This is a genomic window from Streptomyces sp. NPDC045899 (assembly GCF_056431485.1).
The window spans coordinates 1-21917 of sequence record NZ_JBWKKP010000038.1 but is presented as its reverse complement, the minus strand read 5'-3'; the positions used below and the strand labels follow the sequence as shown (position 1 = coordinate 21917).

The 21917-nt window shown below is 68.2% G+C and carries 25 protein-coding genes, 1 tRNA gene and 1 pseudogene; 9 read left to right on the top strand and 18 right to left on the bottom strand.

Annotated elements, in window-relative coordinates:
* Nucleotides 1-17 precede the first annotated feature (17 nt).
* From AC07FT_RS34400 to AC07FT_RS34380, 5 genes are all read left to right on the top strand, one after another.
* Nucleotides 18-422: a PPOX class F420-dependent oxidoreductase gene (locus tag AC07FT_RS34400; RefSeq protein WP_254739678.1), complete on the top strand. Its 405-nt coding sequence runs from the start codon at nucleotides 18-20 to the stop codon at nucleotides 420-422.
* An 88-nt stretch (nucleotides 423-510) separates the two neighbouring features.
* Complete coding sequence (gene cysS / locus AC07FT_RS34395) at nucleotides 511-1911, top strand: cysteine--tRNA ligase (RefSeq protein ID WP_479180029.1); 1401 nt, start codon at nucleotides 511-513, stop codon at nucleotides 1909-1911.
* 140 nt (nucleotides 1912-2051) lie between these two features.
* A complete protein-coding gene (rlmB, locus tag AC07FT_RS34390) occupies nucleotides 2052-3005 on the top strand; it encodes a 23S rRNA (guanosine(2251)-2'-O)-methyltransferase RlmB (protein ID WP_471191029.1) in 954 nt (317 codons plus the stop codon).
* A 710-nt stretch (nucleotides 3006-3715) separates the two neighbouring features.
* On the top strand, nucleotides 3716-5290 hold the full coding sequence (locus tag AC07FT_RS34385) for a DoxX family protein (protein WP_479180065.1): 1575 nt from the start codon (nucleotides 3716-3718) through the stop codon (nucleotides 5288-5290).
* 215 nt (nucleotides 5291-5505) lie between these two features.
* A complete protein-coding gene (locus AC07FT_RS34380) occupies nucleotides 5506-6123 on the top strand; it encodes a TetR/AcrR family transcriptional regulator (protein WP_471191023.1) in 618 nt (205 codons plus the stop codon).
* A gap of 42 nt (nucleotides 6124-6165) precedes the next feature.
* Here AC07FT_RS34380 and AC07FT_RS34375 read toward each other — a convergent pair whose 3' ends face one another.
* The 3 genes from AC07FT_RS34375 to AC07FT_RS34365 form a co-directional block, all read right to left on the bottom strand.
* The gene (locus tag AC07FT_RS34375) at nucleotides 6166-6969 is read right to left on the bottom strand and encodes a nucleotidyltransferase family protein (protein ID WP_471191020.1); all 804 of its coding nucleotides are present in this window, start codon (nucleotides 6967-6969) and stop codon (nucleotides 6166-6168) included.
* 59 nt (nucleotides 6970-7028) lie between these two features.
* Nucleotides 7029-7448 carry a hypothetical protein gene (locus AC07FT_RS34370; RefSeq protein ID WP_254739667.1) on the bottom strand — a complete coding sequence of 140 codons (420 nt, stop codon included), beginning with the start codon at nucleotides 7446-7448 and terminating at the stop codon, nucleotides 7029-7031.
* Nucleotides 7449-7727: 279 nt separating this feature from the next.
* The gene (locus tag AC07FT_RS34365; RefSeq protein ID WP_479180028.1) at nucleotides 7728-8864 is read right to left on the bottom strand and encodes an ABC transporter ATP-binding protein; all 1137 of its coding nucleotides are present in this window, start codon (nucleotides 8862-8864) and stop codon (nucleotides 7728-7730) included.
* A gap of 174 nt (nucleotides 8865-9038) precedes the next feature.
* Here AC07FT_RS34365 and AC07FT_RS34360 point away from each other — a divergent pair.
* Nucleotides 9039-9111: transfer RNA gene (locus AC07FT_RS34360), tRNA-Thr, on the top strand.
* Between the two features lie 91 nt (nucleotides 9112-9202).
* Here the strand turns inward: AC07FT_RS34360 and AC07FT_RS34355 are convergent.
* From AC07FT_RS34355 to AC07FT_RS34305, 11 genes are all read right to left on the bottom strand, one after another.
* Complete coding sequence (locus tag AC07FT_RS34355) at nucleotides 9203-10333, bottom strand: tyrosine-type recombinase/integrase (RefSeq protein ID WP_479180027.1); 1131 nt, start codon at nucleotides 10331-10333, stop codon at nucleotides 9203-9205.
* Nucleotides 10333-10515, bottom strand: coding sequence for a helix-turn-helix domain-containing protein (locus AC07FT_RS34350; RefSeq protein ID WP_479180026.1), 183 nt, complete (start codon nucleotides 10513-10515; stop codon nucleotides 10333-10335). Before AC07FT_RS34350 ends, AC07FT_RS34355 begins: the two co-directional genes overlap by 1 nt.
* Complete coding sequence (locus AC07FT_RS34345) at nucleotides 10508-11800, bottom strand: replication initiator (protein ID WP_479180064.1); 1293 nt, start codon at nucleotides 11798-11800, stop codon at nucleotides 10508-10510. The genes AC07FT_RS34350 and AC07FT_RS34345 overlap by 8 nt, the downstream gene beginning before the upstream one ends.
* A 164-nt stretch (nucleotides 11801-11964) precedes the next feature.
* Complete coding sequence (locus AC07FT_RS34340; RefSeq protein WP_479180025.1) at nucleotides 11965-12249, bottom strand: hypothetical protein; 285 nt, start codon at nucleotides 12247-12249, stop codon at nucleotides 11965-11967.
* 24 nt (nucleotides 12250-12273) lie between these two features.
* Nucleotides 12274-12468, bottom strand: coding sequence for a hypothetical protein (locus AC07FT_RS34335; RefSeq protein WP_478771926.1), 195 nt, complete (start codon nucleotides 12466-12468; stop codon nucleotides 12274-12276).
* Nucleotides 12469-12481: 13 nt separating this feature from the next.
* Nucleotides 12482-12667: a mobile element transfer protein gene (locus AC07FT_RS34330; protein WP_479180024.1), complete on the bottom strand. Its 186-nt coding sequence runs from the start codon at nucleotides 12665-12667 to the stop codon at nucleotides 12482-12484.
* 12 nt (nucleotides 12668-12679) lie between these two features.
* A complete protein-coding gene (locus tag AC07FT_RS34325) occupies nucleotides 12680-13276 on the bottom strand; it encodes a DUF2637 domain-containing protein (protein WP_479180022.1) in 597 nt (198 codons plus the stop codon).
* Between the two features lie 23 nt (nucleotides 13277-13299).
* Complete coding sequence (locus tag AC07FT_RS34320) at nucleotides 13300-13509, bottom strand: hypothetical protein (RefSeq protein ID WP_479180021.1); 210 nt, start codon at nucleotides 13507-13509, stop codon at nucleotides 13300-13302.
* Nucleotides 13510-13589: 80 nt separating this feature from the next.
* A complete protein-coding gene (locus AC07FT_RS34315; protein ID WP_479180020.1) occupies nucleotides 13590-14957 on the bottom strand; it encodes an FtsK/SpoIIIE domain-containing protein in 1368 nt (455 codons plus the stop codon).
* Between the two features lie 5 nt (nucleotides 14958-14962).
* Nucleotides 14963-15313 carry an SCO3933 family regulatory protein gene (locus AC07FT_RS34310; RefSeq protein ID WP_479180063.1) on the bottom strand — a complete coding sequence of 117 codons (351 nt, stop codon included), beginning with the start codon at nucleotides 15311-15313 and terminating at the stop codon, nucleotides 14963-14965.
* A gap of 186 nt (nucleotides 15314-15499) precedes the next feature.
* Complete coding sequence (locus AC07FT_RS34305; RefSeq protein WP_479180061.1) at nucleotides 15500-16285, bottom strand: GntR family transcriptional regulator; 786 nt, start codon at nucleotides 16283-16285, stop codon at nucleotides 15500-15502.
* A gap of 86 nt (nucleotides 16286-16371) precedes the next feature.
* Here AC07FT_RS34305 and AC07FT_RS34300 point away from each other — a divergent pair, with 86 nt between their 5' ends.
* From AC07FT_RS34300 to AC07FT_RS34290, 3 genes are read left to right on the top strand one after another with little or no spacing between them, the layout of a single operon-like run.
* Nucleotides 16372-16803 carry an NUDIX hydrolase gene (locus AC07FT_RS34300; protein WP_479180018.1) on the top strand — a complete coding sequence of 144 codons (432 nt, stop codon included), beginning with the start codon at nucleotides 16372-16374 and terminating at the stop codon, nucleotides 16801-16803.
* Nucleotides 16804-16848: 45 nt separating this feature from the next.
* Nucleotides 16849-17268 (top strand): ATP-binding protein, encoded by a 420-nt coding sequence (locus AC07FT_RS34295; RefSeq protein WP_479180017.1) that lies wholly within the window; start codon nucleotides 16849-16851, stop codon nucleotides 17266-17268.
* On the top strand, nucleotides 17265-17555 hold the full coding sequence (locus AC07FT_RS34290; RefSeq protein WP_479180016.1) for a hypothetical protein: 291 nt from the start codon (nucleotides 17265-17267) through the stop codon (nucleotides 17553-17555). Before AC07FT_RS34295 ends, AC07FT_RS34290 begins: the two co-directional genes overlap by 4 nt.
* 406 nt (nucleotides 17556-17961) lie before the next feature.
* Here the strand turns inward: AC07FT_RS34290 and AC07FT_RS34285 are convergent, their stop codons facing one another.
* The 4 genes and pseudogenes from AC07FT_RS34285 to AC07FT_RS34270 form a co-directional block, all read right to left on the bottom strand.
* Complete coding sequence (locus AC07FT_RS34285; protein WP_479180014.1) at nucleotides 17962-20115, bottom strand: DNA methyltransferase; 2154 nt, start codon at nucleotides 20113-20115, stop codon at nucleotides 17962-17964.
* A complete protein-coding gene (locus tag AC07FT_RS34280) occupies nucleotides 20087-20851 on the bottom strand; it encodes a hypothetical protein (protein WP_479180013.1) in 765 nt (254 codons plus the stop codon). Before AC07FT_RS34280 ends, AC07FT_RS34285 begins: the two co-directional genes overlap by 29 nt.
* A 398-nt stretch (nucleotides 20852-21249) precedes the next feature.
* Nucleotides 21250-21333, bottom strand: a pseudogene (locus AC07FT_RS34275) (GntR family transcriptional regulator); the annotation flags it as partial.
* A 203-nt stretch (nucleotides 21334-21536) separates the two neighbouring features.
* Nucleotides 21537-21917 (bottom strand): DNA-directed RNA polymerase subunit alpha C-terminal domain-containing protein (locus tag AC07FT_RS34270; RefSeq protein WP_471190995.1); only part of this gene is annotated, 381 nt, incomplete at its 5' end.

Genomic DNA, 21917 nt, shown 5'->3' with positions numbered 1-21917 from the left:
TGAGGGAAGGATCCGCCGTGGCCACCGCACTCTCCGAGAGCCTCAAGCAGCTCCTCGACAGCCCCGTCTTCATCGTCGTCGGCACCGTCCAGCCCGACGGCAGCTCCCAGCTGTCACCGGTCTGGGTGAAGCGTGACGGGGACGAGCTGCTGTTCTCGACCACCATGGGGCGGCGGAAGCAGAAGAACATCGACCGGGACCCGCGGGTCTCGGTCCTGGTCCAGCCCGCCGACGCCCCGTACACCTACGCGGAGATCCGCGGCACCGCCGCGTACACCACCGCGGGCGGCAAAGAGCTGATCGACGAACTGTCGGTGAAGTACACGGGCAAGCCCTACGCCGAGTTCAACCCGGCGTCCGGGCAGGACGCCGAGCGGATCGTGGTGCGGATCACGCCCCGCAAGATCGTCGGCAGCCTCTGAGCCGACCCGGGCGTCCCAAGTGTCACGCTTCTGTGTCCCTGGGCGGATCGGGCGCAAGGCACTCCCGCCTTCCCACTACCCTTGATGCGTGACTATTCGCCTGTACGACACCAGCGCCCGGCAGATCCGTGACTTCATCCCGCTCACGCCGGGCTGCGTCTCGATCTACCTGTGTGGCGCGACCGTGCAGGCCGCTCCGCACATCGGTCACGTCCGGTCCAATCTGAACTTCGACATCATGCGCCGCTGGTTCCTGCACCGCGGCTACGACGTCACGTTCATCCGGAACGTCACGGACATCGACGACAAGATCATCGCCAAGTCGGTCGAGCAGGGCCGTCCGTGGTGGGCGATCGGCTACGAGAACGAGCGCGCCTTCAACAGCGCCTATGACGCCCTCGGCTGCCTGCCCGCCACCTACGAGCCGCGGGCCACCGGGCACGTCCCCGAGATGGTCGAGATGATGCGGACCCTGATCGACCGGGGTCACGCCTATGTCGCCGAGGGCAACGTCTACTTCGACGTGCGCTCGTTCCCCGAGTACCTCCGGCTCTCCAACCAGGACCTGGACGGGCTGCGCCAGCCCTCCGGCGAGGGCGAGACCGGTAAGCGCGACCAGCGCGACTTCGCCATGTGGAAGTCGGCCAAGCCCGGCGAGCCCAGCTGGGAGACGCCCTGGGGCCGCGGCCGTCCGGGCTGGCACCTGGAGTGCTCGGCGATGGCCCACAAGTACCTCGGCCGGGCCTTCGACATCCACGGCGGCGGTATCGACCTGATCTTCCCGCACCATGAGAACGAGATCGCGCAGGCCAAGGCGTTCGGCGACGACTTCGCCGCGTACTGGGCGCACAACGCGTGGGTGACCATGAGCGGCGAGAAGATGAGCAAGTCGCTCGGCAACTCGGTGCTGGTCTCCGAGATGGTCAAGCGCTGGCGCCCCATCGTGCTCCGCTACTACCTGGGCACCCCGCACTACCGGTCCATGATCGAGTACAGCGAGGAGGCCCTGCGCGAGGCCGAGTCCGCGTTCGCGCGGATCGAGGGCTTCATCCAGCGGGTGACGGAGAAGGCGGGGAAGGCGGTCGCTCCCGCGTCCGAGGTGCCGCCCGCCTTCGCCGAGGCGATGGACGACGACCTCGGGGTGCCGCAGGCGCTCGCCGTCGTCCACACCACCGTCCGGCAGGGCAACTCCGCCCTGACCGCGGACGACAAGGAGTCGGCCGTCGCACGGCTGGCCGAGGTGCGGGCCATGCTGGGCGTCCTGGGTCTTGACCCGCTCGATGAGCGCTGGTCGGGCGGCTCGGACCGCGGCGAGGATCTGCACGGTGTGGTCGACTCGCTGGTCCGGCTGGTCCTGGAGCAGCGGCAGGCCGCACGGACCCGCAAGGACTACGCGACGGCGGACGCGATCCGCGATCAGCTCCAGCAGTCGGGGCTGGTGATCGAGGACACCCCGTCGGGGCCGCGGTGGGAGCTGGGCAACCGCTGAGGCGCCGCCCGCGCCCCGCATCCGCCCGTTCCTGACCTCCCACTTTGTGCCGCCCGGTGCGCCGGGCGGCACACTGATGACCGTACATACGTTTCCCGCTTGCCGCGCAGCGCTGAGCAGTGAAGAGATAGGTGACATTCATGGCCGGCAACAGCCAGCGCAGGAACCGACGCACCTCGAACAAGAAGGGCGCGACGGTCGGCAGCGGCGGCAAGCGGCGCCGGGCGCTCGAGGGCAAGGGCCCCACCCCGCCCGCCGAGATGCGCAAGGGCCATGCCAAGCAGCGCATCGCCAACGCCCGCGCCCGCAAGGCCACGGGACGCCCGACCCAGCGCCGGGGCGGCGGCAAGGGCACCAATGAACTGGTGGTGGGCCGTAACCCGGTGGTCGAGGCGCTGCGCGAGGGCGTTCCGGCGACCACGCTCTACGTCCAGCAGTTCATCGACAGCGACGACCGGGTGCGCGAGGCGCTGAAGCTGGCCGGGGACCGCGGCGGCATCCACCTGATGGAGGCCCCCCGCCCCGAGCTGGACCGGATGACCAACGGGCTGAACCACCAGGGCCTGGTGCTCCAGGTCCCGGCGTACGAGTACGCCCACCCCGAGGACCTGAGCGCCGCCGCCTTCGACGACGGCGAGGACCCGCTGATCGTCGCGCTCGACGGGGTCACCGACCCGCGGAACCTGGGTGCCGTGGTGCGTTCGGTCTCCGCCTTCGGCGGCCATGGTGTGGTGGTGCCGGAGCGGCGTGCGGCCGGGATGACCGCGGGTGCCTGGAAGACCTCCGCGGGCACCGCCGCCCGCACCCCCGTGGCCCGCGCCACCAACCTCACCCGCGCCCTGGAGTCCTACCAGAAGGCCGGGCTGACGGTGATCGGCCTGGCCGCCGACGGCGAGGTCGAGCTCCAGGACCTGGAGGTGCTGGACGGCCCGGTCGTGATCGTCGTCGGCAGCGAGGGCAAGGGCCTGTCGCGGCTGGTCGGCGAGACCTGTGACGTACGCGTCCGGATCCCGATGCCGGGCGGTGCGGAGTCCCTGAACGCCGGTGTCGCGGCGGGCGTGGTCCTCTACGAGGTGACCCGCCGCCGCGGATAGCCCGACGGCCGCGGGGACGCAGCCGGGCGCGCGCCCGTGCGACCGGCGGGCGGCTTCCCGCGAGCCCGGCCGCCGGTGCGCGCGGGCTCGGCCACGCCCCGGCCGGCCGGTCCCGTCCTGCGCCCCGGGCAGGCTGCCGGGGTGCCGCGGCGACCGGAGACATGCCGCCGGCCGCACGGGCTGCCACGGCTGCGCTCGGTGCGACCGGGTGCCTGGTGGGGGTGTGCACGGGGTGCCGATCGCTGCCGTCGGGTGTTCCGGCGGGATCGGCTGTTCTGCCTCTCGGCCCGCGGTGCGGCGATGCGCGCCAGCCATGCTGCACGTGTGTCCCCCGGGCAGGGCGACGGCGACCGGACGCGTGGCGCGATCCGTGCTCGCGGTGCGCGGTGCGCGGTGAGACGGTGCGTGGCCCCCGGGCGGTGGGGCGGCGTACTGCCCGGGGCCGGCGCCGGCGCATGGGGCGCTGTCGGGGGCGGGTAGATGGCAGGACGCGCCGGGCAGAGCGACGCAGGCGGCGCGGTGCCCCGTACCGCGCCGCCTCCGCTTCTCCCGCTCGACGATCTTGACTTGACGGGCCTCGGACAGCACAAGACGGTCACGGCCAGTGTCTTTCCCGTCCGTCACTCGGTTAGTTGAGTGTGGAGACCAGAAAAGCCCGCAGGCCGCTGGCGGGACGCGCGCCGGGATTCGACGACGAGCCGCAGCTGACCATGGCCAAGGTGCCATGCGATCCGGCGCAGGTCGCCGTCAACGCCCCCAGCTTCCGGGTGCAGCTCAGCGCCCCGGTGGTGAGCCGCGCACTGGCGGGCACGGCCCGGTTCACCCGCGTTCCCGCTCCGGCCCGGCGCCGTCCGCCGGTGGTGTGGAGCGGGCGCACCCGGCCCGGCGGTGACACCGCGGCGACCCGGCTCCTCCAGGCCGTGCGGTATTCCGAGGACGGGCTGTCCGAGGGCCGCGGCCGGGGCGGCGGGGACATGGGCGCCACCCAGGTGCTGCCGCGGATCGCACTCGACGAGGGCACGCCCACCGTCATCGGGCCGCGCAGCCCGCGGACGGAATCGGTGCCGCGGACCGGAGCCGGGGGCGGACAACGCCCGCCGCGGGCGGGGGAGTCGTCCGGGCAGGACCGCGCCCCCGGCCGTACCGGGGACCGGTACGACGAGCAGGACGCGCCCCGGCAGGCCGCCGCGCCGCGCCCGCGCCGTCACGCGGACTCGGTGCGCCACGCCTACTACCCCGGGCGGCGGATGAACCTGGGCATCGTCCTCCTCCCGCTCCGCATCTTCCTCGGCCTCATCTCCGTCTACGCGGGAATGGGCAAGCTGTCCGACCCCGTCTACTTCGACGGCGGCGAGCGCGGTTCGATGGTCACCTGGCTGCGTTCGCTGCACCCCTGGCCGATCGCCGAACCGCTGCGTGAGCTGGCGCTCGCGCACCCGGTGGGCGCCGGGCTGACGGTGGCGTTCCTCCAGATCGTGGTGGGTGTGCTCACCATCCTGGGGCTGTGGCAGCGACTGGCAGCGGCCTTCGGCGCGCTGCTCTCGGCCGCCCTGATCCTGACCGTGAGCTGGCGTACGGTGCCCGTCTACGACGCCCCGGACATCATCTACCTCGCCGCCTGGAGCCCCCTGGTCATCGCGGGCGCCCCGGTGTACTCGGCCGACGCCCGTCTCGCGGGCGAGGCGTGGCGGCGGCTCGGCCCGCGCGCCGAGCTGTGGGACCTGCGGCGCCGGGTGCTGCGCCGGGGCTCCGTGATGGCGCTGGTCGTGGCGGGGCTGACGCTGCTGGTCGGCTCGTCGCTGGGCGGCGCCGTGCGGTCCTCCGAGACGGTGCGCGCGCCGGAGCCGAGGGACATCCCGACGAACAGCGTGCCGGGCTCGCCGGTGCCGCGGAAGTCGATGGAGAGCCCGCGCGGCGGCGCGCGCGGTCCGGTGGACGCCAGCGGCTCCCCGTCCCCGAGCGAGCGACGGCGGACGAGTCCGAGCCCGTCCGGCTCGGCGTCGCCCACCGACCCGGGCGAGGCGAACGCGACCGGGACCATAGACGACACGGGCAGCCCGAGCCAGTCCCACCCCGGCGCCCGCGTCACCCCGCAGTCCCCGGGCCGGGCACCCGTCGCCCCGCGGACGACGATGAGCCCGCCGTCGCTGAGCGGCGGTGCCGGGGGCGGCACCACCGGCGGCGAACCGGAGGGCGCTCCGGAGGAGGACAGCGGCTCCGGCGGCTACGGCGAGGGTGGTGGCGAGGGCGGCGGCGGCCTGGGCGGTCTGCTCGGCGGGGGCTGAGAGCCGAGGGCATACGAGGCACCCGGTCCGGCCGTCCGGGTGCGCCACGCGGCCAGGGGCCCGCACCGTTGTCCGGTGCGGGCCCTCGGCATGGGCGCCCAGGGGTGCGCCGCATCGGCGCGGACGGCGCCGTCCAGCGGCCTCGCACGGCGTACGGGCCGTACCGTATGGCTTGAATCACACGGTACGTATGATTCAAGGTTAGGATGGCGCCCATGCAGCCGCCCCTCCACCGCCGTCAGCCGACCCCGGACAACCCGCGGGTGCAGCGCACCCGCGGCCGCGTCCTGACCGTCGCCCGCGCCCTGCTGCCCGAGGTCGGACCGACCGGGCTGACCTACGCGCTGCTGGCCGAGCGCGCCGAGGTCACCCGGCAGACCCTCTACCGCCACTGGCCCACCCGGGCCGCGCTCCTCTTCGACCTGATCCTGGAGGGCCCGGACGTGGGCGGCTACCCCGAGCGGGGCGGCGATGTGCGGACCGTGGCCACCGCCTGGCTGACGAGCCTGCGCGACGGCATCAGCGACCCGGCCACCCGTACCGCGGTGCTGGCCGTCATCGCCCAGTCCGACCACGACCCCGACAGCGCCCAGGCCCTCGTCCGCATCGGCCAGGACCGCCGCGCCGCCCTCAACGGGCTGCTGGAGCCCTCCGGCGTACAGATCACCGACGACGAGTACACGCTGCTCTACGGGCCGGTCCTCGCCCGGCTCTTCTTCGACCGCGGCGAGGTCACCGACGCGTTCATCGACACCGTGGTCACCCAGTGGCTGAGCACGCTGGAGCGCGAGGGCGCGTTGCCCCGGGGCGGAGGGGCCCCGGCGGACGGTTAGTCAGGTCCCCGGCGCGTCCTGGTCTCAGGCGTGCTGCCGGCCTCAGCCGCTCGGGATGGGGGGCGAGGAGCTCAGCGGGGCGTGGCCGTGCGGGGCCGGGCCGGCGGCCAGTTCCTTGGCCGCCTCCGTGAGGTCCTTCGCGGTGTCGATCGCCCGCCAGTACGCCCCGTGCGGCAGCGGAAAGCCCGCCAGGCGGCGTTCGCGCGCGAGCCGGGGGAAGGTGGTGCGCTCGTGGTCGCCGCGGTTCGGCAGCAGCGAGGTGAACTCGGCGGAGAAGACGTACACCCCCGCGTTGATGAGGTACGGGGACGGCGGCGCCTCGATGAAGTCGAGGACGTGGCCGAACTCGTCCGTCTCCACCACGCCCCACGGAATCCGCGGGCGCGCCAGCGCGAGGGTGGCGACCGCGCCGCGTTCGTGGTGGAAGTCCGCCATGTCGCGGAGCGAGAACCGGGTCCAGATGTCGCCGTTGGTGGCGTACCAGGGCTGGTCCGGATGCGGCAGCGAGGCGGCGGCGAACTTCAGACCGCCGCCGCGGCCCAGCGGCTCCTTCTCGACGACGGTCTTCACCCGCAGCGGCAGCTCCGCCGACTCCAGCCAGTCCTGGAGGACGGCGGCGAGGTGGCCGCAGGAGACGACGGCGTCGGTGACGCCCTCGGCGGCCAGCCAGGCGAGCTGGTGGCCGATGATCGGGGTCCCGGTGCCCGGGATCTCGACCATCGGCTTGGGACGGTCGTCGGTGTACGGGCGCAGCCGCGAGCCCTGGCCTCCGGCCAGGACGACGGCTTGGGTGGGGCGCGCGGCGTGTGGGTGGTGCCCGTGCCTGCGGTCGTCGTCAACGGTCATGAACCGCACCATATGCGGTGCCGGGACCGCCGCAGGCGGAGCTGGGGGAGGGAGCGCGGTCAGCGGTACGCCTGGGTGATGCCGGAGGCGAACGAGGTGTCGCACACAGGGCGGGCGTACGCCTGGGCGCGCGCGGTGCCGCCGTACTTGGCCACGGCGGCGCGGCCGAGCGCACGGGCGATGGACGCGCAGTGCTTGGCGAGCGACGGCCGCTCGTTGGTGGCCACCTGGAGGTGGGTGAGGGCCACCGCCGGGTCCTTCTCCTGGAGCTCGGTGAGCAGCCGGTCGCGCAGCACCTCGTGGGCGGCCCGGCGGGTCGCCTGGGTGGACGCGCGGTCGGCGGAGGCGGTGAGCACCTGTGACTCGGAGCTCGGTGAGGCCCACGGGACGCGGGTGACCGCGAGCGTCCCGGAGAGGACGAGGACGACGGGGAGGACGAGGGCGAGCGTTCGGCCGATGCGGCGGGCTGCGGTGTTCACGGAGGTGTTCCTCGCGGGTCGGTCGGGGACTGCGGTACGCGGCGATCGTAGCGAGGAGCGACGATTTGGCGACATTCCGTCACTGAAGTGGGTGACGGAATACCACGTTTGCGAGCCGGGGCATTGACGACCCTGTCCAAAATGCCGAGATTGTCGGTGATTTGTCGACAACGCGACCCGCGGCCGCGGGAGTACCCGTTCATGACGACGGCGCCGCCCGCCCGCGTGAGCGGACGGACGGCGCCGTGAACTCCCTCTGAACTCCCCTGCGGGGCGGGCTCAGTCGCTGAGCCGCTCCCCGGTGGACGTCGAGAAGACGTGGATCTCGCCCGGCCGCGGCACGACGTGCAGCTGGGCGCCCTTCGCCGGCACCTGGCGGCCGTTGACGCGCACGACCAGGTCCTTGACCTCGCTGCCGACCTCGACGGTGCCGTAGACGTAACCGTCGGCGCCGAGCTCCTCGACCACGTTGACGGTCACGGCGAGCCCGGCCGGGGCGTCCGCGGACTCCTTGACCAGGGCCTTGGCGGCAGCGCCGTTCTGCTCGACCACATCGAAGTGCTCGGGCCGGACACCCACGGTCACTGTGCGGTCACCCTTGTCCGCGGCGGCGCTGAGCGCCTCACGGCTGACCGGGACCACGCTGTTGCCGAACTTCACACCGCCGTCGGTGATCGGCACCTCGATCAGGTTCATGGCGGGGGAGCCGATGAAGCCCGCGACGAAGAGGTTGTTGGGGCGGTCGTACATGTTGCGCGGCGAGTCGACCTGCTGGAGCAGCCCGTCCTTCAGCACGGCCACCCGGTCGCCCATCGTCATGGCCTCGACCTGGTCGTGGGTGACGTAGACGGTGGTGATCCCCAGGCGCCGCTGGAGGCTCGCGATCTGCGTACGGGTCTGTACGCGCAGCTTGGCGTCCAGGTTGGACAGCGGCTCGTCCATGAGGAATACCTGCGGCTCCCGCACGATCGCGCGCCCCATCGCCACACGCTGCCGCTGACCGCCGGAGAGCGCCTTGGGCTTGCGCTCCAGGTACTCGGTGAGGTCGAGGATCTTGGCCGCGTCCTCGACCTTCTGCCGGATCTCGGTCTTGTTGACGCCGGCGATCTTGAGCGCGAAGCCCATGTTCTGCGCGACGGTCATGTGCGGGTACAGCGCGTAGTTCTGGAACACCATGGCGATGTCCCGGTCCTTCGGCGGCAGGTGGGTGACATCCCGGTCACCGATCCGGATCGCGCCCCCGTTGACGTCCTCGAGCCCCGCGAGCATCCGCAGCGAGGTGGACTTCCCACAGCCGGACGGTCCCACGAGAACGAGGAATTCACCGTCCTCGATGGCGATGTCGAGCTGGTCGACGGCGGGCTTCTCGGTCCCCGGGTACACCCGGGTGGCCTTGTCGTACGTGACCGTAGCCATGGCGATCTGATCCCTTCACCGGCAGGAACGTGCCGGACGATCCGAGTAAAGGTGGGTTGTTCCACACATGTGGATTGGCGCGACGCTATCCCGAGCGGGGGTGATCTGTCTCTAGTCGAAGCGTCTGAATTTTCGAATGGATCATCGCTTCGGGATGGGTACACTGCTGGGGATGCCGACTTAGCTCAGCTGGTAGAGCACCGCTCTTGTAAAGCGAAGGTCGTCGGTTCGAACCCGACAGTCGGCTCTGTGTCTGAGCAGGGAAGAAGCCCCGGGCGGTCTGCCGTCCGGGGCTTTTGACATCCACAAGTGACATCAACGCAGGTGAACGCCGCTGGTCAGTCTTGGTTGGGCCGTCGTTTCAGCAGCCGGTCCATGTGGCTGATCGCTTCGCGCTGGGTGTCCTGCGCGACGTGCGTGTACACGTCCATGGTCATGCTGATCTGGCTGTGCCCCAGGATCTCCATCAGCACGCGGGGAGCCACCCCGGCCGCCGTGAGCAGCGTGGCGCAGCCGTGCCGGGCGTCGTGCAGCCGGATCGGTCGGAGGCCGGCCGAGTCGGTGAGCCGAGAGAAGGAGCGGTTGAGGTTGCGCGGCTCGATCGGACGTCCGGTACGGGTAGTGAAGACGAGGGCGCTGGGCGCGGGGGCGCTGGTCAGACGGAGCCGGTGCCAGCGCAGCGCGGCCAAGCAGATCAGCGGTAGCGGCACCGGCCGGATCTTCCCGGTCTTGGTGGTGTCCTGGTACAGCTCACCGCCGATGCGCTGCACCTGGTTGCCGACGCGGATCACGCGCTTGTCCAGGTCCACGTCCGACCAGCGCAGCCCCAACACCTCCCCGCGCCGCAGTCCCATCGCGATGGCGAGCACGAAGGCCGCGTACAGAGAGTCGTGGCGCGCCTCCTCCAGGAATCTCAGGGTCTCGTCCAGCGACCACGGCGTCGTCTCTCGGCTGGTCACCTTCGGGGCCTCCACGAGTGACGCGACGTTGCGGGTGACGAGTTCTTCGCGGCAGGCGGCGGTGAGTGCCGTACGCAGCACGCGGTGAGCCTCCTTGGCCGTGGCGGGTGTGGTCGTACGCGCCAGCTCGGCGAGGAACGTCCGGACGTGCCGAGGGCTGAGGGACTCCAGCCGCTTGGACCCGAGCATGGGCACCAAGTACAGCCGTACGTGCATCGCGTACTTGCTGTACGTCGTTCGCTTCCGGTTCGGCTTGATCACGTTGTCGAGCCAGTACGGCAGCCATTCGGCGAGCTTGGCCGAACGAGTGGGCACAGGTATGCCGCCGTCGACCTTGGCCAGCAGCTCACGGCGCTTGTTGTCGCACTCGGTCCAGGTCTTGCCATAGGCGAACTTCCGGGCACGGGTGCCGTCCGGCTGGAGCACGTACACGGCGCAGTGGAACCGGCCGTCCTTGCGCTTGGTGATCGTTCCTGCCCCGTTGGGGTTGCGCTTGCGCTGTCCGGCCATCAGGCAGCTGCCTCCAGTCCGTTGGCGATGTAGTCGCGGACGGCCTGAGCCGGGATGCGGCGGCAGCGGCCGATGGTGAGCGAGGGCAGACGACGGGAACGGATCAGGTCGTAGACGGTGGAGCGGCCGAGCCGCAGCCGGGCCATCACTTCGCGCACGGTCAACAGCTCGTCGTCATGCATGGGTCGGTTCTCCTTCCGTTCCGGGAGCGGGGGTGATGGTGGCGGTGAGCCATTCCTCGGCGGGGGTGAGGCCGGTACCGGCGTAGGCCCAGTGGGCGAGGACGAGCGTGGTCTCGTCCTGCTCCAACTCGGCGGCTGTTTGGGCACGTCGCCAGGCGGCGCGGGCGTCGCGGAGCGCGCCGAGGGTGGTGGAGTAGCGGCGGGACTTGGTGGAGAAGTGGCCCCGGAAGCCGAGCATGTGAGCCCAGGCACGGAGCCGGAGGTGTTCCAGGCCTTTCCGAGCGCCGAGGGCCCAAGCGGTGCGGATGAGGCGGCGGGCGTGGTCGGTGATGTCGAGTTGGGCGAGTTCGGCGATGAGCCGTATCGGCCGGTCCAGGGCACCGGTGGCGGTCTCGGCGCCCTTGGTCGCGTACTTCGCGATGTATGCGGCAACGGCCCGATCGGTCAGCTCCTGGCCGCCGTTGAAGTCCGCGCCACGGATGGGGCGTACGTCGAGCTGGTCCCCGAAGGCGAATGTGTGGGCCCGGTCGTTGATCACCGGTCCGTCGACCTGGGCCCTGGTGCTGGCTGCGCGGATGGCGTCGGTCAGCAGCTCGACCGTGGCCCAGGCCGGAGGCGGGGTGTCACCGCCACCAGGACCATCGATGCGGATCACGGCATGGAAGTGGACGGCGCCGCGCTTCTGGTACTCGGCGACCTTGGCGAAGGACAGCCGGGCATGGTCACGGAAGGCCCGTTGAGTGAGCCCGGCACGCTTGGCGACTTCCCGGCGCAGGTAGATCGAGAACCGCCGCCACAGCAGCCCCGCGTGGGCGTTCCAGAGAACCGCGGCTTCGTAGTCGTAGGTGGTCGGGTTGAGCGGGGTGCCAAGGGCGTCGTCCTCCTGGTCGTGTCGTGTGCCGCAGCGGCACGGGCGGTGGGTACCGGCCGGGCCGGAGGGTCGATTGTGAACGGGGCCGAAGCTCGGCGCCGTGAAGGTGGCGAAGACGCGTGGATGGGTGGTGACCGTCTCCGGGGTGCCCTTGCCGCCGCGCAGTCCGGCGGTGATCAGGTGGAAGGTGTCGCGGCGGTAGGTCTCGGCACAGGCCGGGCAGCGGGTGGTGCGGCGGTTGTTGCAGCGGACCAGGAGGTGCCCGGCGGGCAGGTCGGTGGAGTTCAGGTGGTGCAGGACGCGGCCGATCTCGCCGGTTTCCTGGTTCACCTCGTGCTCGGTACGGTGACCGTCGAGGCGGATGGGGTGGGTGCAGCCGCCGAGGCCGGAGAGTTGGCGGAGCAGTGCGGGCATGGTTCCGAGTGCCGCCAGGTTGCCGAGTTGGGGCAGCGGTGGCGGGGTGGTGCGGGTGATGATGGGGGTCACCTCTTTCGGCTGTGGTCGAGAAGGGGTTGGGCTGCCGGGGCGGCGGATGCTTGGCGGTATCGAGGCCGCCCCGGCAGTCGTGTTCGTGTGGGTCAGCGGCGGCGCTGGCGGGTGAGCAGCGAGCGCATGACGACGGCGGCCACGGCGACGGAGATGGCCGTGACGGCTACGGCGGCCAGGAGCGCGGTCAGGACGATGCCGACTGTGATCACGGCGCCGACGGTTCCGGCGTTGAGTCCGAGCAGTGGAGTCCGGGGAGCGGGCGTGTGGGTGTGCTGGCACCCGCAGGCCGTCGGAGTGTGGTGGTGCTGGGCAGTCGGGCCGGGCAGGTGGACGGTGGGCAGCGTGGGAGCCTCGGGGTACTTCGGTCGGAACACGGTGGTCTCCTCTCAGCTACTCGTCTAGTCGTGTTCGCGGTTGACGGTGTCGACTCCGGAGCGCGTACCGGACTCCACGAGGGGTGCGAGCCCGGTGTGGGCGAGCCAGAAGCCGAACAGCGCGATGACGACGGCGATCCACACGCGGACGCCGAGGAACTTGATCGCGAACCAGGCGATGGCGCCCAGGACGAAGACCAGAGGCAGGCTGACAGTCACGGACGAACTCCCTTCAGCGGACGGGGCAGCGGTGGGTGCGGGCGGCCAGTTCGGCGGCGGCCCGGGTGTCGTAGTCGGCGGAGAAGTCGCAGCGGGGAGCGGTGCACACGGCGGTGTGCTTCGTACGCCCCCGTTGGTCGTTGGCGGTGCCGATGCGGACCGGGCCGATGCGGAGGATGTTGCGGAAGCGGCGGAGCATGGAGGACTCCTTTCAGAGGTGGGCGGCGATGGCGTCGGCCAGGGGCGCCGGGACGCCGAGGCGGGCGCGGAGCATCGGTGTGTCCATGGGCAAGCCGGTACGGGCGTGGTGTTCGTCGGCGAGCTTGCGGGCGTGGGTTACGAGGGCGGCCGGGACGTGCGGAGCGGGCTGTTTCGGCTCAGGCTCCGGGACGGCGGGTGGCCCCGCGGTTTCCGGTTCGACCGGGGCCGACTCGACTTCGGCCGCTGGTGCTGTGTGGGCGAGAAGCGTTCCGCCGAGGAAGGCGACGGCGGGCCATCCGGCGACGAGGATGCGCAGCCAGTCGGGGACGTCGGCCAGGTCGAGCAGTCCGGCAGTGGCGACGTTCGCGCCGAGCGACGCGGCCAAGGCGACGACGAACCAGCACCAGCCCGCCGCCTTGGACGATCCGGACCGAAGCCGCTTCCAGGCCGCTACGAGCAGCAGGTCCACGGAGATCGGATAGGCCCACGCCTTCCACCCGTCCTGTCCGGCGGCCGAAGCCAAGTCGTGCAGGTGGGCGAAGGACAGCGCGGCGGCGATGACCGCTTGTACAAGCACCGCGTCGACCCGCGCCAGATGAGCGCGCATGGGTGGGACTCCTTTCAGTCCGTTCAGTCGCCCGCCGTGAGTTCGTCGGCACGCGCGCGGGCGGCTGCTGCGACCTCAGCGGCCTCGGGGTCGCCAGGCCGGGCAGCGGCGATGCGCTCCAGCAGGTCCGCTTTGCGGCTCATCAGCTCCGCGTGATTCCCGGCGCCGGACGTGCGGAAGTCGGCCAGGTCAGCGAGAAGAGCGGAGACCTCGGAGATGGAGGGACGGGACACAGGTACTCCAATCGGTTTCAGGCATGGCGGGGGTAGGGACATGGCGCGGTGCGGTCGCGCCGATCGTGAGAAGGGGTGGGCTACTTGCTTGCTGGGAGCGTTGACGTCAGAGCGCTCACCGGAACGGCCGGCACATCGGGCCGGAACGGTTCCAGCGTGGGCAGGTCCGGAACGAGGTGCGCAGTATCGCGGCAGACTTCGGCAGCGTCACCGAGCGAGAGATACGGCGTGCGGATGCGGGACCAGCCGCCGGAGGTGTCCCCAGCGACCGCGAGGCCGGGCCGCTCGGGAGCTATGGCGCAGGCCGCCCCGACCGCTTCGGGGGCGATGTCGCCCAGTGCCATCTTGGCGGATGCTTCGTCGTTCACGCGGTGGCAGACACGGCCGGTCAGCTGGGCCCGGAGCATGGTGGCGCCCTTGCCCAGTTCGGCGCCGAAGCGCTGTCCGCAGACCTCCAGGTAGATGCCTGCCGCACGGCCGAGTTGGGCGAGCCGGATGAGCTGGGTGACCATCTCGTCCCGCCGTTCCTCGTCCTTCCGCGTGGCGACGAGGAAGAGTTCGGCCACCTCGTCCACGAGCAGCACCACCGGCACGGGCAGCTCATCCTCCGGCAGGCCCCAGACGTCAGAGGTGATCTCTTCATCCGGCGTGCTCGGGGCGATGCCCTGTCGGGCTTTGATCAAGTCGTATCGGTCCTCCATCAGTTCAACGAGGACAGGCAGCAGGTCAGCCGCCTGTACAGGGTCGGTGGCCAGCGCCGACAGCCGGGGAGCGAATGGCGCCAGCTCCACGCCGCGCTTGCAGTCGATCCCGACCAGCGCGACCCGTTGCCGAGCCAGCCCGGCTATCAGGTGGCGCAGGAACATCGACTTCCCCGACAGCGTGGCGCCCAGGGTGAGTTGGTGCGGAATGGTCCGGTAGTCCCGGATGAACGGTGTCGCATCTTCCTTCAGCGCCACGGGCACCTTGAGGAATCCGCCACCGGTCTTCCGTGGCATCCGTACCTTCCTGAGTACGTCGAAGCCGATCAGCCGCAGCTCGACGACACCGGGCTTCACCACCTCCACGTACACGCCGTGAACGCCCCAGGCGTGACGCAGCCGTTCGGCCGAAGTCCCGACATCCGCCGGTTCCTGCCCCGGGGCCAGCCGCAGGCGAACGCGGAGCCCGGTGGAGGTGGGGCGTATGAGCCCGCGCCGGGGTGGGACGGGCCGCACTTCCCGGTGGGTGAGCGCCTGTGTCGCCCAGGCCCGCAGCCGGGACGGCGGAACGGTCAGCCCGCACGCATCCATGACCGACCCATACGAGCCCAGCAGCTTCGCCGTGGAGAACGGCAGACCGACCGTGGACCAGTACGCGGCCGGATGCCGGGCCCGGAGGTAGGCGGCCCCGCCAACCATTCCGGCGACCGGGCCACCCACCTCCATCAACGTCATCACATCAGCCATCAGGCTCAGGCCCCCGCACCCACCGATATGGCGGCCGGAGCGATGGCCTCGGCCCGGAAGGCGATCCCGTGCCGCTGCTGCCCGTTGAACACCGTCTCCCACGGCCGGGCGATCAGCCCGATCAGCGTGACCGGCGAACCGAGGGCCAGGCCCTCCGTCACGCCGCTCTCCGGCACAGTGACCAGAAGCAAGGAGGACTCCCCGCCGTCGATGTAGACGACGCCGAGCCTCATCAGCGCTTCACCGGTCTGCGCGTCCTTGGCGATCTCGCCGGTCTGCCGGTCCTTGACCTTCGGCTCCGGTGCCTCGGTCAGGAGGACCGTGGCACCGGAGGTCTCAACGCGGATGGAACGCAACACTTTCTCCTTGTCTCGCACTTCATCAGACCTAGTTGTCTAGATGAGTTGGGGTATCCGAACCCGAACGAGCGGGAACGGGGACCACCTTGCCACACAGCTTGCCCACTCGTCTATACGAGTATGCATCTTCGTGTGTACGAGTCAGAAGAAGTGGCTCCGGGGCCACCACGCCCCGGCCGCACGTCAGTTGGCAGGCAGTTGGTAGGCGAGGACGTACGCGTCAGCGGCCATCACCGTGTCGCAGACCTCGACCGCGCGCCCCTCGGAGTCATAGGCGGTCCGGACAAGGTGGATCACCGGCACACCGGAGGCGAGCTGGAGCGTCCGCACTTCCTGAGGCGAGGGCATCCGGGCCCGGATCTCCTCGTCGAAGTGGTCCAGGCGGTGCCCCATCTCCTCCAACCGGGCATAGATACCGCCAGGGCCGGGGTTGGGCTGGGCGATCGGAGTGTTCCGCGCGAGGTCGAGCGGCAAGTAGGAGGTGGCGAACTCCACCGGCCGCCCGTCCAGCAGATACCGGCGCCGTCGAGCCAGGACCTTACGGGGCGAGCCCAGCCGGGCGGAGATGTCCGGCGACGGGCGTTCCTCCTTCACCTCCAGGCCGTCGACTTCCGGACGGCTTCCCGCGGCTTCGGCCTCCACGGTGAAGGCCGACTTCCCCTGTTCGCGGTGGCGCCGGGCGAAGCGGTCCGAGGCGAGCCGCCTGACCGGGGGCCGGGGCCTCACGAAGACACCCTTGCCGTGCTCGGAAACCACCAGCCCTTCCTGCTGGAGCAGGGAGAGCGAGTTGCGGACGGTCATCCGGGACACCCCGAAGTGCTCGACCAGCTCAGTTTCCGAAGGGAGCTTGTCACCTTCCCGGAAGCGCCCCTTGTCGATCGCCTCCCGCAGCGCGTCGGCGATCTGCCGGAACACTGCCCGGTCGCTCGTCGGATCCAGGACACCCAGAACCGAGGTCAGAGAAGGCATGGACATGTACTCCTTTAGGTATCTAGACGAGCGGCCGACCCGGGTTGCTACGGTGAGAGCCTAGCCAGCCGAGAGGGCCGAGGAACGTGAGCACTGAGCGCCCGCACTCCGTAAGCGTCGCCGGAGTCATCGTGGACGACGCGGGTCGTGCGCTGCTGATCAAGCGACGGGACAACGGTAAGTGGGAGCCGCCCGGCGGCGTGCTCGAACGCAGAGAAACCATCCCCGACGCGCTCCAACGCGAAGTCCTCGAAGAGACCGGGATCAAGATCGCGCTTCCCGCGACCCTCACCGGCGTCTACAAGAACATGACCGGCTTGATCGTCTCCATGGTCTTCCGCTGCCAGGCGATCGACGGCACCCCGACCACCGGAGACGAGACCCGCGCCCTGCGCTGGGCCACCCGCGAAGAGGTCACCGAGCTCGCCGACGAGGCATACGCAATCCGCGTCCTGGACGCACTCGACAACACCAGCCCGCCAGCCATCCGCGCTCACGACGGCGTGCGACTCATCTAGCACGAACCCACCATCCATCGCCCCTACCAGCATGAAGGAACTTGTATGGACGAGTATATGAGTGGCCCGCGAGTTTGGGGCCTGATGTGCCCAGGTTTCCGCGAAGAAGTGACTCGCGCCCGCCGCTGGACCCGGGAGATCCTCCGCAACCACCCCTGCGCGGACGACGCCGAGCTGATCGTCAGCGAACTCGGGAGCAACGCCGTCAGCCACACCGCGAGCGGCAGCGACTTCGGTACATTCCAGCTCACGCTGTCGTTGCTGCCGCGCACCGTCGCGATCTCCGTGACCGACGAGGGAGGCCACCCCGAGGAGCCCAGCCGTACGGAGGCCGACCCGTACGACACCCACGGCCGCGGATTAAGCATCGTCATGGCACTCGCCTGCCGCCTGGACATCACCGGCAGCAAGCACGGCCGCACGGTCACCGCCCAGCTCGTAGCACCCCAGACGGCGGACCAATGACGGCCGGCCGGGAGACCAACGACGGCTGGGACCTGGACCAGCTGCACCGGGAGGAGATCACGGTGGCGATGAACTGGGTGATCCGCGCCTGCCAGGACATCGTGCGCGAGTGCAGCCACAAGACGTTCTGGGTCCCCAGCGGAACAGCCACCGGCACCACGCCGACCACGGACCACCTCATCAAGTCGGCCCGCACCGACGTGCTCAACAAGCTCCGGCACCAGATCGACGGCGTAGAGCGCATCATCACCCTCGCCGAGCACGAACGCACCAAGCGCAAGAGGTGAGTTACAACCTTCTCTACGGGTTCAAGGCGGCTCGCTCCGCTCACCGCGCGCGGCCCGGCCCCCGGCCGGGCCTGCGCTCCTGTCTCCGCCCCGCTCCACCCCGGCCGCCGCCCGTGCCGCGCGCACAGCAATCAGCCGCCTGATGTCAGAGAAGGGGGTACGTCGTGGCTGGGGCCGGTCGGCTCCACGGCTTTAGGCAGCCACTTTGGGGCGAGCCTCTAAGATCATGGCCCCAACGTCGTGCTTTAGCGGGCAGGTCCACAGACTGCCCGACGCGCCGGAAGCTTACGGGGCCATGATCTCTCGCCCCAAAGCAGCTCCAGCCCAAAGCCGCTCCGCCGACCTCGCGCACGCTAGCTGCTGCCCTACAAAGCCTTACGACGCCAACGGCGACTCGCTCCAAGGATCAGCCTTGCTGGTTTTCACCCGAGCAGCAAACTCGGTTAACACTTTTTTGAGAAAGGGACTCAGCCAATTCCACCAAAGATGAAATATCTAGATCATCACGAAGTGTATACATGGCCAGCACATGTCCGCGAATAACCGACCTAACGTCACCCACTCCGACCTGGATTCCTGCTTCCTGCAAGTCGATCAACAGCTGCTCTCCACGAGCCGCCGCACGTTCAGGTGACGCATCTCCCGAAGCGATCTCGGTCTTCCTCCTGCACACCACGATTGAATCTAGATTAGAAGGCTCCTTACCCCCCTTCGTGACACTCGTGCTCATCTCGCCCTTGATTGGCTGGATGGCAGTTACGCCAAGCCCCGCGTCAGCAAGTGCTTTTACGAGGCTCACCCAGCCCCCGATACGAGCTTGATGAAAAGTGAAAGCCAGCAGAGCGCCGGGCTTCATCACTCTTTCACACTCAGCCCAAACTCGCGAGATTGAGTCACCAAACTGTTCGGGAAGAGAGCTCTGGACCTCGGCGGAACTTCTCGTCGTCTCCTTGGACGAAGGGTATCCCGCGAAAGGAACAATGCCCCGTAGCCAAGCATGGAAGAAATCAGCCAGCTCAGAATAGTGGACATTGTCCATGTAGGGGGGGTCAGTCACAACGAGATCTACCGACCGTGATGGCAGATCGGTTTGCGACGAGTCCCCATTTCGGATATACGCCTTACCGTTCGTCAGTCCAATTTCGTCCCAGGAATCAAGCAAATGCCTTTCGAAAGGCTGAGACAATCCCGTCAGCCTCTGGATCGTGTCACCCTGCATCACTTGGTCGACCGGAACGGTCTTATACTCATGCGCACGCACAATCCTGCTACGGAAAAGCGTAGAAAAGGAACCCGAGGAAGCTGGAGTCCCCCAGGGGTGCGCCTCGAGCGGCATGCGTTCAGGCTTCAGAATGTGATTGCTGAACATGTGCCGAACCGCCCCCGTCCCTTCCCCCTTGAAGGAACAGAACATATTGTTGAACTCCAGCGCACCCGAGAAAAGTGCCGCCAGCGCCTCCCTCTCAGCACTCCCCGCACTTACGTCACGGATTGCGGATCCGAGCATGCCTAGCGAATAGAGTTGGCGCGCATTGAAGAATTTACGCCACTCGCCAAATCCCCACCTCATGGCCTGTCGGGTGTTCTCACCCAATTCAAGGCGGCCTTCTGGGAATACGAGGTCCCCTGATTCCCTATCGAGGATTGCAGCGCATTCCTGGTACAGATCCCTATCGAAGTCGGTGATAGGCTCGTAACGCTTTCTACCGTCGTACCCCAGTACCATTTTCGCGTACATCTCGTGCTCTGGAGCTTCGCCACCCAAGGCATCGATGATCTTAGATGTATGCCCATTAGGGCACTCCATCACGCTACGCTTTACGACTCCCGCCCGCTGGAAAACGTGTCCGTTACGACACTTCTCCCATTCAAAATCGTATCGCCCAGCCTGTACTTCCAGGCACTCCGGGCAGACAATCTGGGCCTCAGGCACACGCTTAGGGTAGGCATGCTGTGAAAACACCTGCGAAGAAAAAAGACGAGTCTTCTCCTTGCACTGCGGACACGCCGCTACCGCTACCCAGAAATAGTAGAGTACCGTCTCTCCACTTTCAGTCCGGTGCACCCGGTCAATCTCTTCACGGCACCGCGACTCGACAAGCTTATATGCCCGGTTGATCTCAGCCATGTCCCAGCTTTGCAGTGCCTGCCGCTGGACGAGCGTAGCGACTGGGTTGATATCGAATCCGATTACACTGGCACCCAGCTTCGCAGCTTCAACCGCGGTTGTCCCGGAGCCAGCAAATGGATCAAACACGACCATATTTCGCATGTCCGCCGGACGGGAATACGCCTTGAAAGCATCATCCCCACTTTGCGTCACAGCTGCGAGAATGATGCCACGGAATACACTCCCCAGACGCTTAGCCCACCATTTATGCGTGCTGGTAGCCGGTCTGTGGACCTCTTTGCGCCAAGACTCGTTTTCCGCGATTTTACTCAATGGGACAGCCGGAAATTCGCCTTCCAGAGCAGTTGCTTCGGGAACTCTGCTATAAGCCTGTGCTTCATTACCGAAAAGCTGAGATGGCTCAAAGCTGAGGTTGGTCACTAGTTCCACCCAATGAAAGTTGCCGAGGAAAAGACCTTGACGGCTTCATGGCAACATCGGCACTCGGATCACTCTTAGCCCTATATACATTAAAGCTATAAGTGGACCCAGCTGTCGGGTTATCGGCAAGCTCTGTTCTTAGCGAGTTGTCATGAAAGTCGAACGTGTACTTCGTTGCGATTCTATCAGCAGCTCTCCGACTCAGACGTCCAACCACGCGAAGTCGGTCCGCCATGTCAATCTCCTCCCCCTCTGGGGCAATCAAGGTGCAGCTTGACTCAAGCCCTTCCGCAAGCGCATAAGGAGTCGGAGCCACGTACATCTTTCGATCTCGAACTAGAATATCCCCGTAGGACCCGAAGTCGCGAAAACTGTCATTCTTGTGAACGTAATCGTGGTTAGCGTTCAGAAAGTCGCCGTGGCAGATGACCAAGTCGAGCACAGGGAATTTATCGCCTTCGGGCTTTTTAGGGTACCTGCCGAAGATATAGTACACAGACCGGCCGTCATGTAGCCCCGTGGCCAACTGGCTATTGCAGTCGAAATCCGCTTGACGTCCCGGAGTCTCCAGGCCCTTAACCTCATACCCTTCAGGGTGATGTGTCATGGCATAGTCAGGATACTTATTCCTTTTCGTCTCCTCCCAGGAAAAGCCGGTTTCGTCGAGTCGATTTCCAACCCAATCCTGGAAATGGAACTCCTTGTCTCTCCTGTTCCTGCGATGAATCATCTCTCCGCGCTTCATGGCTTCATAGCAAGATAGGAAAACTGCACCAAGTGTCGCAACAGTCATAGTCTGCCCCGAATGTCCATGCGTTGATGTCAACTTTGACTCGTTCAGGCAAGACTAGTGTGGCTGGCATGACTTCGAGTGCCGGTGCTTAACAAGCGCGAGCAGCAGTGCCGTACTGAGTCCAGAGCTCGAAGCGCCGCACTGACATCCACAGTTGACATCAACGACCCCGGACGACGGCGACACGCAGCAGTCACGGGTGGCACCAGTGCACGGTGCGGGACGCGACCGGGACCGAGGGGAGATCGAACTTGTAAAGCGAAGGTCGTCGGTTCGAACCCGACAGTCGGCTCTGTGCGCGAGCAGCGAAGAAGCCCCGGACGATCTTTCGTCCGGGGCTTCTGGCGTCTGAAGGCCGACTTCCCTTGCTCGCGGTGACGGCGGGCGAAACGGTTCGAGGCGAGCCGCATGACCGGGGGCCGGGCCGGACGAAGACACGCGGCGTTCTCGGCCGCACCTGGGGGACAGAGGGCAGGACAAGGCAGAGAGGGCGGCCACCTTCGCCGTCTCGATCAGGCTAGGAGGCCCTGGGCGTCTGCCTCTCCGCCGGTGACCCCCCGGGGAGCCGGGTGCGGTCGGCCGGTGCCCATCGCTGGTTCCTCTGCCTTCCTGGCTCTCCCGCGACCCGGCTCAGCGTTCAGTACTGCTCGGTCTCCATAAAGCCCGTACTCGCGTTATCGTCCGCCCCGAAGGCGTCCGCGGCGGCGGTCGGGTCGAATCCGGGCGGGCTGTCCTTGAGCGCCAGGCCCAGGCCGCTCAGCTTCGCCTTGACCTCGTCGATCGACTTGGCACCGAAGTTGCGGATGTCCAGCAGGTCCGCCTCGGAACGGGCCAGGAGCTCGCCCACCGAGTGGACGCCTTCACGCTTGAGGCAGTTGTACGAGCGGACCGTGAGCTCGAGCTCCTCGATCGGCAGCGCCATGTCGGCGGCCAGGGCGGCGTCCGTCGGGGACGGGCCCATGTCGATGCCCTCGGCGTCCACGTTCAGCTCGCGGGCCAGGCCGAACAGCTCGACCAG

Bases quoted from the DNA above. Each gene is read 5' to 3' on its own strand.
- AC07FT_RS34330 (WP_479180024.1), bottom strand. From the start codon at position 12,667: ATGCTCCGCCGCTTCCGCAACATCCTCCGCATCGGCCCGGTCCGCATC.
- rlmB (WP_471191029.1), top strand. From the start codon at position 2,052: ATGGCCGGCAACAGCCAGCGCAGGAACCGACGCACCTCGAACAAGAAG.
- AC07FT_RS34305 (WP_479180061.1), bottom strand. From the start codon at position 16,285: ATGCCTTCTCTGACCTCGGTTCTGGGTGTCCTGGATCCGACGAGCGAC.
- AC07FT_RS34345 (WP_479180064.1), bottom strand. From the start codon at position 11,800: ATGCCCGCACTGCTCCGCCAACTCTCCGGCCTCGGCGGCTGCACCCAC.
- AC07FT_RS34295 (WP_479180017.1), top strand. From the start codon at position 16,849: ATGGACGAGTATATGAGTGGCCCGCGAGTTTGGGGCCTGATGTGCCCA.
- AC07FT_RS34365 (WP_479180028.1), bottom strand. From the start codon at position 8,864: ATGGCTACGGTCACGTACGACAAGGCCACCCGGGTGTACCCGGGGACC.
- AC07FT_RS34280 (WP_479180013.1), bottom strand. From the start codon at position 20,851: ATGAAGCGCGGAGAGATGATTCATCGCAGGAACAGGAGAGACAAGGAG.
- AC07FT_RS34315 (WP_479180020.1), bottom strand. From the start codon at position 14,957: ATGGCTGATGTGATGACGTTGATGGAGGTGGGTGGCCCGGTCGCCGGA.
- AC07FT_RS34355 (WP_479180027.1), bottom strand. From the start codon at position 10,333: ATGGCCGGACAGCGCAAGCGCAACCCCAACGGGGCAGGAACGATCACC.
- AC07FT_RS34385 (WP_479180065.1), top strand. From the start codon at position 3,716: ATGGCCAAGGTGCCATGCGATCCGGCGCAGGTCGCCGTCAACGCCCCC.
- AC07FT_RS34375 (WP_471191020.1), bottom strand. From the start codon at position 6,969: ATGACCGTTGACGACGACCGCAGGCACGGGCACCACCCACACGCCGCG.
- AC07FT_RS34380 (WP_471191023.1), top strand. From the start codon at position 5,506: ATGCAGCCGCCCCTCCACCGCCGTCAGCCGACCCCGGACAACCCGCGG.
- AC07FT_RS34350 (WP_479180026.1), bottom strand. From the start codon at position 10,515: ATGCATGACGACGAGCTGTTGACCGTGCGCGAAGTGATGGCCCGGCTG.
- AC07FT_RS34325 (WP_479180022.1), bottom strand. From the start codon at position 13,276: ATGCGCGCTCATCTGGCGCGGGTCGACGCGGTGCTTGTACAAGCGGTC.
- AC07FT_RS34290 (WP_479180016.1), top strand. From the start codon at position 17,265: ATGACGGCCGGCCGGGAGACCAACGACGGCTGGGACCTGGACCAGCTG.